Consider the following 13,102-nt stretch of genomic DNA (forward strand, 5'->3'; position numbering starts at 1 on the left):
CTCGCCCGGGTCGAACGCCGCGTCGACCCGCACTCCGCCACTGATCCGGCACACGGGAGTGATCATTTGCCCGGGGAGCATGTCGCCCTGTTGCTCTGGGCATCGGGAGGACTGACCGCGATCATGGATGGAAACAAGCAGTGTTAACTGACGGAACCAGTCCAAGGAGCTTCTCGAATGCAGCCCGGTAACCCCGGTCAGGACCCGTACGGCCAGCAGCCCAACCAGGACCCGACCGCGCCCCAGCCGCCGGCCGCCCCGTACGGCCAGCAGCCGCAGTCCCCGTACGGCCAGCAGCCTCCGTACGGCCAGCAGCCCACCTCGGGGCAGCCCTACGGTCAGCAGCAGCCCTATCAGGACCCGTACGGCCAGCAGCAGCAGCCGTATGGTGGCGCCCCGACGTACCCGAACGCCGGGTACCCGCAGGCGCAGGGGCAGAACAACACCCTCGGCCTGGTGTCGATGATCCTCGGCATCGCGTCGATCCCGCTGGTCTGCTGCCTTTACCTGGGTATCCCGGTGGGCATCGCGGGCGTGGTGACCGGTTACCTCGCCAAGCAGAAGGTGGCCCAGGGTCAGGCCTCCAACGCCGGGCAGGCCAAGGCCGGTCTGATCTGCGGCGCGGTCGGCGTCGGCCTGGGCATCCTGCTGCTCATCCTGAGCATCGTCGCGCAGGTCAACCTGCCCACCCAGCCCTGACGGGCCGGTTTCGACGGGGCGCTCCGGCTCGTCCGGGGCGCCCCGCGCGCGTCCATCCGTCGCCCCGCGCTTCCGCCGTCGCCCCGCGCTTCCGCCGTCGCCCCGCGCTTCCGCCGTCGCTCGCGCGCGCACTCCCCTGCGCGCTGACGCGGATCAGCGCGGATTCGTCTGCGGGGCCGGTGTCCGGGTGAGCACCCGGGTGGCGGCGGCGCCGATGAGCGCGCCGACCGCGATGACGGCCGCCGCCACCGCGCCGACCTGCCACCCCACCGGCCCGACCTGGGCCAGTCGTCCCGCGCCGAGCGGCCCCCCGGAGACCACCGCGGCCACGCCGAGCAACGCCCCGGCGACCGGCCCGGCCAGCGCCGCCGGCGCCAGCAGTTCGGCCCACCGGCGCGGGGACCGCTCCGGCCCGGCGAGTCGGGCCATCCGGCGGGCCAGCAGCCAGCCGGCGACCATCCCGGCGAGCACCGGCACCGCGAGCAGCAGGGCGCCGGGGCCGTCGACCGGGCCACGCGGCAGGCCGGCGAGCAGTGGTACGGCCGGCAACGCGCCGACCGACACCTCGCTGGTGCGGACGGCGGTGTCGGTGCCCACCGCGAAGCCCGGCCCGAGCAGGTAACTCGTCGACCAGATCGCGGCGTTCGGCGCGTACGCGGCGCTGACCAGCGTGATCCCTGCCTGCCCGGCGACCCCCGTCCGGTACGCCCCGATCATGTCCGCGGCGTCGCCCCCTCCGGTGGCCACCGCCAGGCCGGCCGCACCGGCGCCGGCGGCGAGCAGCAGCAGCCCGGCCACCAGACCGGTGCGGACGCCGTCGCGCACCGGCTCGGGCAGCCAGGCCACCAGCAACCGGGTCACAGCGGTGATCCGGGTCGCGCCGACCAGCGCGGCGAGCGTGCCGACCACGGCGAACGTGACGCCCGCCCGGATCACTGACGCCTCCGTCGCGCCGGTGCCGACGAGCACCGCCGCCAGCAGGCCGAGCAGCGCGTACGCGATGCCGACAGCGCTCGCGGCGAGCAGCGCGCGGCGCGGTGAGCGGCTGTCGCGGGCGCCGATCGCGCGGCTGACGTGCACGCCCGCGCGGGTCAACCGCCAGAGCGCGAGCACTGTCAGCGCGAGCGGGGCGAGCCCGAGCGGGCCGCCGTCGGTGCGCAGCGGCACCCCGTGCCCGAGCAACCAACCTGCCAACGCGGTGCGCAGGGTGCCGGTCAGCGTGCTGGAGTCGGTGCCGAGCTGGACCAGGCCGAGCACGACGGCGACCGGCAGGTAGGAGGTGAGCGCTGCCCACCCGGCGGCCACCCCGGCCGCGACGGGCAGCGGCGCGCGCCCGCGCGGTGATCCGCCCGCACGGGGCGCGGGCACCCGCCGGGCCCGCGTGGCACTGTCGACCGGCCGGTCGTCGGCGCTGACTGCGCCCTGACGGCGGGGACGGTCCGGGGTGACGGGGGACATCCGCTCTACTTTGGCACGTCGCGCGGGCGGCGGCAGTCCGTTAACCCCTCCTGAGGTCGGCGAGTTCACCGAACCGGGCTCCAGGTCACCCGGTGCGGTCTAGCCTCGGCCCAGGAGGGCGCGCGTCGCCGCCCGGGCCGCTGGCAGGGCCCGCGTCGGTACGCCGCCCACGACCGCCCGGAGGACGCTGTGACGACCGCATACCCACCGCCCCCGCCGCCACCGGCCCGGGGACGGGACCGGACGACCTTCTGGGGCGTGCTGGGCATCGTGCTGGGCCTGATCTGCTGCGGCATCCTCGGCATCGTCTTCGGCTACCTGTCCATCCGCGACGCCCGGCGCTACGGCCAGTCGCCGGTGCTCGGCTACCTCGCCATCGTGTTCGGCGTGATCAACATCATCGGCGGCTCGATCCTGCGGCTCACCGGAAACTACCCGTTCTGGAACAACGACTGACCGGCAGACGTACGCCGAAGGGGGTCGACCGCGGGCGGTCGACCCCCTTCTGCTGTGGCTGGGCCGGCTCAGCTGCCGGACATGATCTCCCGCATCAGGTTCGCGGTCTCGGTCGGCGTCTTGCCGACCTTGACGCCGACCGCCTCCAGCGCCGCCTGCTTCGCCTCGGCGGTGCCGGCCGAGCCGGAGATGATCGCCCCGGCGTGGCCCATGGTCTTGCCGGGCGGCGCGGTGAAGCCGGCGATGTAGCCGACCACCGGCTTGGTGACGTTGGCCTTGATGAACTCGGCGGCCCGCTCCTCGGCGTCGCCACCGATCTCACCGATCATGACGATGGCGTCGGTCTCCGGGTCGGCCTCGAACGCGGCCAGCGCGTCGATGTGGGTGGTCCCGATGATCGGGTCACCGCCGATGCCGACACAGGTGGAGAAGCCGATGTCGCGCAGCTCGTACATCATCTGGTAGGTCAGCGTGCCGCTCTTGCTGACCAGGCCGATCCGGCCCGAGCCGGTGATGTCGGCGGGGATGATGCCGGCGTTGGACGCGCCGGGCGAGGCGATGCCCGGGCAGTTCGGCCCGATGATCCGGGTCCGCTCGCCCTGCGCCACGTTGTACGCCCAGAACGACGCGGTGTCGTGCACCGGAACGCCCTCGGTGATCACCACGGCCAGGTCGATGGCGGCGTCGATCGCCTCGACCACGGCGGCCTTGGTGAACTGCGGCGGCACGAAGATGACTGTGACGTCGGCCCCGGTCTGGGCCATCGCGTCCGCGACGGACGCGAAGACCGGCAGCTCGGTGCCGTCGAAGTCGACGGTCTGGCCCGCCTTGCGCGGGTTGACGCCGCCCACCACGTTGGTGCCGGCGGCGAGCATCCGCCGGGTGTGCTTGGAGCCCTCGGAACCGGTCATCCCCTGGACGATGACCTTCGAGTCCTTGGTCAGCCAGATAGCCATTGCTCAGACCCCCGCAGCTGCCAGCTCGGCGGCCCGCTCGGCCGCACCGTCCATGGTGTCCACCCGCTGTACGAGCGGGTTGTTCGCGCCGTCCAGGATCGCCCGGCCGGCCTCGGCGTTGTTGCCGTCGAGACGGACGACGAGCGGCTTGGTGACCTGCTCGCCGCGCTGCTCCAGCAGGGCCAGCGCCTGGATGATGCCGTTGGCGACCTCGTCGCAGGCGGTGATGCCGCCGAAGACGTTGACGAAGACGCTCTTCACGGCCGGGTCGGAGAGCACGATCTCCAGCCCGTTCGCCATCACCGCGGCGCTCGCGCCACCGCCGATGTCGAGGAAGTTGGCCGGCTTGACGTTGCCGTGCCGCTCACCGGCGTACGCGACCACGTCGAGGGTCGACATGACCAGACCCGCGCCGTTGCCGATGATGCCGACCTCGCCGTCCAGCTTGACGTAGTTGAGGTCCTTGGCCTTGGCGGCCTGCTCCAGCGGGTCCACAGCGGCCTGGTCGACGAGCGCCTCGTGGTCCGGGTGCCGGAACGCCGCGTTCTCGTCCAGGCTGATCTTGGCGTCGAGCAGCAGCAGCCGGCCGTCGCCGTTCTTGGCGAGCGGGTTGACCTCGACCAGGGTGGCGTCCTCGGCGACGAACGCCTGCCACAGGCCGACCGCGATGTCGACCACCTGGTCGGCGACCTCGGCCGGGAAGCCGGCGGCGCTGACGATCTCGCGCGCCTTCGCCTCGTCCACGCCCTCGACCGCGTCGATCGGGGCCTTCACGACACGGTCCGGGGTCTCGGCGGCGACCTGCTCGATGTCCATGCCGCCGGCGACGCTGGCGATGCAGAGGAAGGTGCGGTTCGCCCGGTCGAGCAGGTACGAGAAGTAGTACTCCTCGGTCACGTCAGCGGTCACCGTGATCATGACCTTGTGGACGGTGTGACCCTTGATGTCCATGCCGAGGATGTCGGTGGCCCGCGCCACCGCCTCATCCGGGCCCTCGGCGAGCTTGACGCCGCCGGCCTTACCTCGGCCGCCGACCTTCACCTGCGCCTTGACGACCACACGACCGCCGAGGCGTTCGGCGATCGCGCGGGCCTCTTCCGGGGTAGTGGCGACGCCGCCGGCCAGCACGGGCAAGCCGTGCCGCTCGAACAGGTCCCGCCCCTGGTACTCGTACAGGTCCACGATTGCGCGTCCCGTCCCGTCTCCGCGGCGCGCCGTCGCGCCGCCACCAGCGTTCAGAAAACAGTTTGACGCCTGTCATCAGTTGAAACAGGCCATTGGCCGCAGCCTAGCGAGGTCGGCACCACCGGCAACCGAGCGGGTGCGTGGTGTGCGGTAATGCACAACCGGACATCCGGCGGGGCTGTTTTCCGGCCGGGACGCGGGCGAGATCCACCATCCGGGGGATGTTGTGCAAGATGCGTAACCCGCTGGTGAGGGCGTCGTTGAGTCAGGTGTCGGAGCGCTGCACAGCGCAATGACGGGAGACGGCCGATGCCCTGTCGGTCGAGGGGTGGCGGCGGGGCATCGTGCATAGAGGGGCCGGACGTGTGAGGGGTGCGTCCGGCCCCTCCCCCGTGCCCCGATCCGGTGACCGCGTTCAGGAAACCGGCTGCGCCACGTTCTCGCGGACCCACTCGACGATCGCCGCGGTGGTGGCGCCCGGCGTGAAAATCTTGGCGACGCCGAGCTTCTCCAGCTCCGGGATGTCGTCGTTGGGAATGATGCCGCCGCCGAACACGACGATGTCCCGGGCGTCCCGCTCGCCCAGCAACTCCAGCACCCGCCGGAAGAGCGTCATGTGCGCGCCGGAGAGGACGGACAGGCCGACAGCGTCGGCGTCCTCCTGGATCGCCGTCTCCACGATCTGCTCGGGGGTCTGGTGCAGGCCGGTGTAGACGACCTCCATCCCGGCGTCCCGCAGGGCACGCGCGACGACCTTCGCGCCCCGGTCATGGCCGTCCAGGCCGGGCTTGGCGACGACGACCCGGATACGAGAGCTCATCAGCGCACACCTTTCACCGGCTCCACGGCCTTCACCTTAACGAACGGTAACCCGGCGGACCGGACCCCGGACACCCGGGCCCGGTCGCTGACCGTTGCCCGACGCGCCCGAAGGGTAGCCCGCTGTTGGCCTCCGGGATGCCCCGGGAGCAGTACGGACGCCACCACTCGTCAAGCTGGACGACTCCGCCGGATCGGTCACGCTCGGCGACGAACGGACAGCAACAGGGGCACCGTTCAGCGTTACGATGCATGACATTAGTGGACGCAAACGGACAGAACGACACGCCAATTTTCCGCTCTAGCTTGTGACCGGCCTGGCGGTTGGCTAACGTGTCCACGGTTGTCATCAGGTCCATGGACGGGTGACGACGCGGCCAGCGGATGTTCACCGAACGTCCACCGGTCGCCTCGGAACCCCGACAACGGAGGGTGTGCGTGCGCCAGCGCCTGTCGTCTGAGCCCGATAGATATCGCGGCCGTCGCCGCGTACCCACTCCACCCCGCAGCCGTTACGCCGCTGTCGTCACCACCGCTTTCGTCGGGGCCGGCATCGTGGCCCTCGGCGCGAGCGCGCTGCCGGACGCCAAGGACGTCAGCCCGACCGTCCTCGACGAGCTGAAGCAGGCGTCGGTCACCAGTCAGGACGCCGCGGCCCGCGCCGACAACGCCGACCGCGCCTCCCGGGACAGCCGCCCCACCGACAGCGCCGAGCCCGAGGTCTGGCTGCTGCCGCTACAGGGCTACGACTTCAACTCCCCCTACGGCATGCGCTGGGGCAAGCTGCACACCGGCGTGGACCTGGTCGCCGCCGAGGGCACTCCCTACGTGGCGATCCACGACGGCCTGGTCACCAAGGCCGGCTGGTTCGGCGGCTACGGCAACGCGGTGATCGTCCAACACGCCGACGGCAGCGAGGCCATCTACGGTCACTCCTCCGCGGTCAGCGTGAAGGAGGGCCAGCAGATCAAGGCGGGCGACCAGTTGGGCCTGGTGGGCCAGACCGGCCACGCGTACGGCACCCACCTGCACCTGGAGATCCATGTCAAGGGGCAGCCCGTCGACCCGGTTCCGTACCTCCAGGAGCGCGGAGTGGACATCAAGCTCCAAGTCGAGGCACTTTACAACGAGGTAGCCGCGTCCTGACGCTGCGTACCGACCGTTGACCGCCCGGATCTGTCGATCCGGGCGGTTTTTTGTGATCGACTCGGGATGGATGTGTGCTGGGTCACCAGCGCAAGAGTGATCGAGAACACGGCGAGCCATGATCACTTTTCGGGATTTAACGCTTCAGGGCATGTCATAACGGGACAACGAACCTCTCCGCAGCCTCCGGTGATCCGGTCCCGGTAGCTGCCGGCGCTCGGTCCGACACCAGTATTTCGAGGTCAAGTGCCCCTCGACTGCGAAGGTTCGCCGTGCAGGAAGACAGCCCCGTCCAGAACGAGAACACCCCCGACACCCCCCAGACCGTCCAGCCACGGCACAGCGGCCGTCGCAACCGCCTCGTCGTGCTCGGGGCCGCCGCTCTGGTGGCGCTGGGCATCGGCGGCGTCGCCGTGGCCACCGCCGGCGCCGACGAGCCGACGCCAGCCGCCGTCTCGCTGGACGCGCAGTCGCGGTCCGAGGCCGCCAGCCGGGCGGACCGCTCAGCCCGCGAGTCGAGCGCGCCGATCGCACCTTCTGCCAGCCCGACGCCGAGCCCCACGGTGGCCAGCGCCAGCCCCACGCCCACGAAGACGGCCTCCGCGAAGCCGAAGCCAAAGCCAAAGAAGACCACCAGGCCGACACCCGCCTGGGTCGACCCGATGCCGGGCGCGGCCGTCACCTCCTGCTACGGACAGCGCTGGGGCACGCTGCACGCCGGCATCGACCTCGCACTGCCCTCCGGCACGCCGATCCGCGCTGCCGCCGCCGGCACCGTGACCCAGGCCGGTGACGCCTCCGACGGGTACGGCAACTCCGTATTCATCGACCACGGCAATGGGTACCTGAACCACTACGCCCACCAGAGCCGGATCGCTGTCACCGTCGGCCAGAAGGTCAAGGCCGGCCAGGTCATCGGTTACGAGGGCGCCACCGGCGACGCCACAGGCCCGCACCTGCACTTCGAGGTGCACCAGGGCATGTGGAACCAGATCGACCCCGCCCCGTTCATGCGCGCCCGAGGCGTAAACCTGGGCTGCTAACCCCCGCCCCCGGCCCCGCCCCCGCCCCACCTCGCCGATCTTGCACTTTCTGTGTCGACATAACGGGCATAAATTCCCATTATGACAACCGAAACTGCAAGATCGGCGGGGACGGGGACGCGGGCGGGGGCGGCGCGGTGCGGCGCGGCGGGTTACAGCTTGTCGACCGGGGCGTGCCGGAGCACCAGCCACATGACCTGGTCGCCGAAGTCGATCTGCGCTCGGGCACCCGGCCCGTGCCCCTCGACGGCGAGCACCCGGCCCAGCCCGTACCGCTGGTGGTTGACCCGGTCCCCGGCGGCCACCTTCGGCCCCTGCGGCAGCTCACTGGCGGTGCTCAGCCGGCTGGCGTCCACGCCGAGCCGCTGGGCAAGCTGGGCCGCCTTCGGCGTACCCCCGGTGAAGGTGCCACGGCCGCCGGGCGTGCGGTCGGCACGCCCGCCGACGCCGCCCCCACCGCCGGCCCACGAGGTGTACGACCCCTCGGTGCGCTCCCAGCGCGTCGACTCGGTCGGCAGCTCCTCCAGGAACCGCGACGGCGGGTTGTAGGACGGCTGCCCCCAGGCCGAACGGGTCACCGCCCGGGACAGGTAGAGCCGCTGCCGGGCGCGGGTGATGCCCACGTACGCGAGCCGGCGCTCCTCCTCCAGCTCGCGGGTGTCGCCGAGCGCGCGCAGGTGCGGGAAGACGCCGTCCTCCAGCCCGGTGAGGAACACCACCGGGAACTCCAGCCCCTTGGCGGTGTGCAACGTCATCAGGGTGACCACACCCTGGTGGTCGGGGTCGTCGGAGGGGATCTGGTCGGCGTCGGCGACGAGCGCGACCTGCTCCAGGAAGCCGGCCAGGGTGGCCCGCTCCCCCTCCTCGCCCAGCGCCTCGATCCGCTCGGTGTACTCCCGGGCGACGCTCACCAGTTCCTGGAGGTTGTCGACCCGGCCGGCGTCCTGCGGATCCAGGCTCTCTTCCAGCTCGGTGAGGTAGCCCGAGCGGGTCAGCACGGCCTCCAGCACCTCCTCCGGGGTGCCGGTCCGCGCCAACTCCCGGGCGTCGTCGAGCAACGCCACGAAGTCGGCGATGCCGTTGGCCGCACGGCTGGAGATGCCGGGGGCCTCGCGGGCCCGGCGCAGCGCCGCGCCGAACGAGATCCGGTCCCGGCTGGAGAGTGCCTCGACACACGCCTCCGCGCGCTCGCCGATGCCCCGACGCGGGGTGTTGAGCACCCGCCGCAGGCTCACCGTGTCGTCGTCGTTGACCACCGACCGCAGGTACGCGAGCGCGTCGCGGACCTCCTTGCGCTCGTAGAAGCGCACCCCACCGACCACCTTGTAGGGCAGGCCGACGCGGATGAACACCTCTTCGAAGACCCGGGACTGGGCGTTGGTGCGGTAGAAGACCGCGACGTCGCCGGGGCGGGTCTCGTCGGCGTCGACCAGCCGGTCGATCTCCCGGGCCACCCAGTCGGCCTCGGCGTGCTCGGTGTCGGCCACGTAGCCGACGATCTGCTCGCCTGCGCCGGCCTCGCTCCACAGCCGCTTGGGCTTGCGGGAGGTGTTGCGGTCGATCACCGCGTTGGCCGCGTTGAGGATGGTCTGGGTGGAGCGGTAGTTCTGCTCCAACAGGATCGTCCGCGCGTCGGTGAAGTCCCGTTCGAACTCCAGGATGTTGCGGATCGTCGCGCCCCGGAACGCGTAGATCGACTGGTCGGCGTCGCCGACCACGCACAGCTCGGCGGGCTCCACCCCGTCGGTGCCGGAGACCAGCTCCTTGATCAGGACGTACTGGGCGTGGTTGGTGTCCTGGTACTCGTCCACCAGCACGTGCCGGAACCGCCGCCGGTAGCTCTCCGCGACGTGCGGGTGCGACTGGAGCAGGTGCACCGTGGTCATGATCAGGTCGTCGAAGTCCAGGGCGTGCGCCTCGCGCAGCCGGCGCTGGTAGAGCGTGTACGCCTCGGCCAACGCCCGCTCGTTGGGCCCGCTGGCCCGCGCCGCGAACTGCTCCGGGTCGACCAGCTCGTTCTTGAGGTTGGACACCTGGGCGGCCAACCCGCGCGCCGGATAGCGCTTCGGGTCGAGATCCAGCTCGCGGGTCACCAGTTGCATCAGCCGGCGGGAGTCGTCGGCGTCGTAGATCGAGAACGTCGATTTCAGGCCCGCGTGCTCGTGCTCGGCACGCAGAATCCGGACACAGGCCGAGTGGAACGTCGACACCCACATCAGCCGGGCCCGGGGGCCGACCAGGGCGGCGACGCGCTCCTTCATCTCACCGGCCGCCTTGTTGGTGAAGGTGATGGCGATGATCTCACCGGGATGCACGTCCCGTGCGGCGAGCAGGTAGGCGATCCGGTGGGTGAGCACCCGGGTCTTGCCGGAGCCGGCGCCGGCCACGATCAGCAGCGGCGAGCCGGCGTGACTGACGGCGTCGCGCTGCGGCCCGTTCAGCCCGGCGAGGAGCTGCTGCGGGTCGAGGCGCACGGCGGTCGCCCCGGGTCGGTGCGGGCGGGCCGGCGCGGACTCCGGCGCAGGCGGGGACGCGGGGATGTCGAAGAGAGGATGCATCGCCCGCCAAGTCTATGCCGCCGGCCGGACACTTCCCGACCGCGTACGACGCCGCGCTGCCCGAACGGCGTCGGGAAAGGCGCCCGTCTCGACGCCGAATGCTTGCGCGGGCGGCGTCGACGTGGGCATACTCGTCGGCGTGTTCGCTCAGCGCTACTACTTTTACTACGGCACCGGGAGTCCGGCTGCCGTAGGTCGCGCCTGATCGAATCAGACCTGCGAAAGCCCCGGGCTCCTGGAGTCCGGGGCTTTTTCCGTCCCGGGTTCCGGGCACCGGGGCACCACCATGCGAGAGGTACCCGATGATGACAGACGTGATGGAGCAGAACGGCGGTCCGGTCCGACCGGAGGCCGAGCAGGGTGGGCACGAGGCGGCGCTGCCGCCGGGCAGCCGGGGCGCCGAGCCGGCCGAGGCGCAGACCGGCACGCTGGAGCCGTCCGCCGCGGCGCGGATCGTGCAGATCCGGGAGCGGATCGACGAGATCGACCACGCCCTGATCACTCTGTGGCAGGAGCGGGCCGCGCTGTCCCGGGAGGTCGGCGCGACCCGGATGGCGTCCGGCGGGACCCGGCTGGTGCTCTCCCGGGAGCGGGACATCCTGGAGCGGTTCCGCTCGGCGCTCGGCGCCGACGGCACCCAGCTGGCCCTGCTGCTGCTCCGGGCGGGCCGCGGCCCGCTCTGAGGTCGTCAGACAGACGGAACCGCCTGCCAACGTCCGGGGACGGCGGCAGGCGGTTCCGGTTGACTACGCCTCGTGCGTGGCGACGATCTCGCGCCGCTCCGCGAAGTGGCAGGCGCTCGGGTGGTCCGAGCCCTGCCGGATCTCCAGCAGCGGAACCTGCTCGGCGCAGACGTCCTGCGCCTTCCAGCAACGGGTCCGGAACCGGCAGCCCGAGGGCGGGCTGATCGGCGACGGCACGTCACCCGTGAGCCGGATGATCGCCTTGTTGTTCCGCTGGGTCGGGTCGGGCACCGGCACCGCGGAGAGCAGCGCCTGGGTGTACGGGTGCGTCGGGCGCTCGTAGATCTCGTCCTCGGTGCCGATCTCGACGATCTTGCCGAGGTACATCACCGCGACCCGGTCCGAGAGGTGCCGGACCACCGACAGGTCGTGGGCGATGAAGATGTACGACAGGCCGAACTCGCCCTGCAACTTCTCCAGCAGGTTCATCACCTGGGCCTGGATCGACACGTCCAGCGCCGACACCGGCTCGTCGCAGACGATGATCTCGGGCCGCAGCGCGAGCGCCCGGGCGATGCCGATGCGCTGGCGCTGACCGCCGGAGAACTGGTGCGGGTACCTGTTGATGTGCTCCGGGTTGAGCCCGACCAGGTCCAGCAGCTCGCGGACCTTGGCCCGGCGGCTGCCCTTCGGCGCCACCTCGGGGTGGATCTCGAACGGCTCGCCGAGCAGGTCACCGACTGTCATCCGCGGGTTCAGCGAGGTGTACGGGTCCTGCATCACCAGCTGGATCTGCCGGCGCAGGCGGCGCAGCGCCGTACCGGACAGCTTGGAGATGTCCTGGCCCTTGTAGTTCACGCTGCCGGCGGTCGGCTTCTCCAGGTTCATCAGCACCCGGGCGAGGGTCGACTTGCCGCAGCCGGACTCGCCGACGACGCCGAGCGTCTCCCCGCTCCGCAGCGCGAACGAGACCCCGTCGACGGCCTTGACCTGGCCGACGGTCTTCTTGAACACCACGCCCTGCGTGACGGGGTAGTGCTTGACCAGGTCACGGACCTCGAGGATGTTCTCAGACACGGTTCACCAGCTCCTCGGCGAAGTGGCAGGCGCTGGCCCGGGCGGTGCCCACCTGCAGCAGCGGCGGGACCTTTTCCCGGCACACCGGCTGAGCCATGGGGCAGCGCGGGTTGAACGGGCAGCCCGGCGGGATGTTCATCAGGTTCGGCGGGAGGCCCTTGATCGTCCGGAGCTGCTGCCCCTTCTCGTCCAGACGCGGGATCGAGTCGATCAGACCGATGGTGTACGGGTGCGCCGGCTTGGCGTACAGGTCGTACACGTCGGCTTCCTCGACGATCCGGCCCGCGTACATGACCGCGATCCGGTCCGCGACGTCGGCGACCACGCCGAGGTCGTGGGTGATCAGGATCATGCCCATCTGCCGCTCACGCTGGAGCTCGGCGAGCAGGTCCATGATCTGGGCCTGCACCGTCACGTCCAGGGCGGTGGTCGGCTCGTCCGCGATCAGCACCTCCGGGTCGAGCGCCAGCGACATCGCGATCATCGCGCGCTGCCGCATACCGCCGGAGAACTGGTGCGGGTAGTTGTTGAACCGGCCCTTGGCGTTCGGGATCTTGACCTGGTCGAGCATCTCGATCGCGCGCTTCTTGGCCTCGGCGCGACCCATGCCGCGCCGGACCCGGAACTGCTCGGCGATCTGGAACCCGACGGTGAAGACGGGGTTCAGCGCGGAGAGCGCGTCCTGGAAGATCATCGCGATGCCCTCGCCGCGGATGCGACGGCGCTCCTCGGCGGACATGCGGAGCATGTCCTTGCCGTGGAAGCGGACCTGCCCACCGGTGACGAAGCCGGGCGGGGTGTCGAGGATGCCCATGATGGTCTGCGCCGTGACGCTCTTACCGGAGCCGGACTCGCCGAGCACGGCGAGGGTCTCCCCCGCGTCGACGTGGTAGGTGACCCCGTTGATGACCTTGGCGACGCCGTCCCGGGTGCGGAACTCCACCCGCAGGTCGTCGACCTCGAGCAGTCGGCCGGAGGGACGTCCGGACCCGCCGGGTCCCGGCGCGGACTGCTCGGACACG

At 71.2% G+C, this 13,102-nt stretch carries 12 protein-coding genes; 5 read left to right on the forward strand and 7 right to left on the reverse strand.

Going from position 1 to position 13,102, the window contains the following annotated elements; translation table 11 throughout:
• Positions 1-177 precede the first annotated feature (177 nt).
• Entirely contained in the window at positions 178-699 is a 522-nt protein-coding gene (locus O7634_RS05195; protein WP_278149026.1) for a DUF4190 domain-containing protein, read from the forward strand.
• A gap of 153 nt (positions 700-852) precedes the next feature.
• On the opposite strand, the gene O7634_RS05200 is transcribed toward O7634_RS05195, so the two are convergent.
• Positions 853-2,157, reverse strand: coding sequence for a DUF6350 family protein (locus tag O7634_RS05200; protein WP_278149027.1), 1,305 nt, complete (start codon positions 2,155-2,157; stop codon positions 853-855).
• 189 nt (positions 2,158-2,346) lie between these two features.
• Between O7634_RS05200 and O7634_RS05205 the strand changes: the two genes are divergently transcribed.
• Positions 2,347-2,613: a DUF4190 domain-containing protein gene (locus tag O7634_RS05205; RefSeq protein WP_278149028.1), complete on the forward strand. Its 267-nt coding sequence runs from the start codon at positions 2,347-2,349 to the stop codon at positions 2,611-2,613.
• A 68-nt stretch (positions 2,614-2,681) separates the two neighbouring features.
• On the opposite strand, the gene sucD is transcribed toward O7634_RS05205, so the two are convergent.
• From sucD to O7634_RS05220, 3 genes are all read right to left on the reverse strand, one after another.
• Entirely contained in the window at positions 2,682-3,569 is an 888-nt protein-coding gene (gene sucD / locus O7634_RS05210; RefSeq protein WP_278149029.1) for a succinate--CoA ligase subunit alpha, read from the reverse strand.
• 3 nt (positions 3,570-3,572) lie between these two features.
• Positions 3,573-4,751 (reverse strand): ADP-forming succinate--CoA ligase subunit beta, encoded by a 1,179-nt coding sequence (gene sucC / locus O7634_RS05215; protein ID WP_278149030.1) that lies wholly within the window; start codon positions 4,749-4,751, stop codon positions 3,573-3,575.
• Positions 4,752-5,169: 418 nt separating this feature from the next.
• On the reverse strand, positions 5,170-5,574 hold the full coding sequence (locus O7634_RS05220; RefSeq protein ID WP_278149031.1) for a cobalamin B12-binding domain-containing protein: 405 nt from the start codon (positions 5,572-5,574) through the stop codon (positions 5,170-5,172).
• Positions 5,575-6,011: 437 nt separating this feature from the next.
• On the opposite strand from O7634_RS05220, the gene O7634_RS05225 reads away from it, so the two are divergent.
• Together O7634_RS05225 and O7634_RS05230 are read left to right on the forward strand one after the other, a co-directional pair.
• Positions 6,012-6,719 carry a M23 family metallopeptidase gene (locus O7634_RS05225; protein WP_278149032.1) on the forward strand — a complete coding sequence of 236 codons (708 nt, stop codon included), beginning with the start codon at positions 6,012-6,014 and terminating at the stop codon, positions 6,717-6,719.
• Between the two features lie 272 nt (positions 6,720-6,991).
• Positions 6,992-7,762: a M23 family metallopeptidase gene (locus O7634_RS05230; protein WP_278149033.1), complete on the forward strand. Its 771-nt coding sequence runs from the start codon at positions 6,992-6,994 to the stop codon at positions 7,760-7,762.
• Between the two features lie 152 nt (positions 7,763-7,914).
• Here O7634_RS05230 and pcrA read toward each other — a convergent pair whose 3' ends face one another.
• Positions 7,915-10,320 carry a DNA helicase PcrA gene (gene pcrA, locus O7634_RS05235; protein WP_278149034.1) on the reverse strand — a complete coding sequence of 802 codons (2,406 nt, stop codon included), beginning with the start codon at positions 10,318-10,320 and terminating at the stop codon, positions 7,915-7,917.
• 302 nt (positions 10,321-10,622) lie between these two features.
• On the opposite strand from pcrA, the gene O7634_RS05240 reads away from it, so the two are divergent.
• A complete protein-coding gene (locus O7634_RS05240; RefSeq protein WP_278149035.1) occupies positions 10,623-11,003 on the forward strand; it encodes a chorismate mutase in 381 nt (126 codons plus the stop codon).
• A gap of 63 nt (positions 11,004-11,066) precedes the next feature.
• On the opposite strand, the gene O7634_RS05245 is transcribed toward O7634_RS05240, so the two are convergent.
• Both O7634_RS05245 and O7634_RS05250 read right to left on the reverse strand, forming a co-directional pair.
• Positions 11,067-12,080 carry a dipeptide ABC transporter ATP-binding protein gene (locus O7634_RS05245; RefSeq protein WP_278149036.1) on the reverse strand — a complete coding sequence of 338 codons (1,014 nt, stop codon included), beginning with the start codon at positions 12,078-12,080 and terminating at the stop codon, positions 11,067-11,069.
• Positions 12,073-13,101 (reverse strand): ABC transporter ATP-binding protein, encoded by a 1,029-nt coding sequence (locus O7634_RS05250; RefSeq protein ID WP_278153878.1) that lies wholly within the window; start codon positions 13,099-13,101, stop codon positions 12,073-12,075. The genes O7634_RS05245 and O7634_RS05250 overlap by 8 nt, the downstream gene beginning before the upstream one ends.
• Position 13,102 lies beyond the last annotated feature (1 nt).

Origin of the sequence: Micromonospora sp. WMMD1120 (assembly GCF_029626235.1) — a bacterium.
Taxonomy (GTDB): Bacteria; Actinomycetota; Actinomycetes; order Mycobacteriales; family Micromonosporaceae; genus Micromonospora.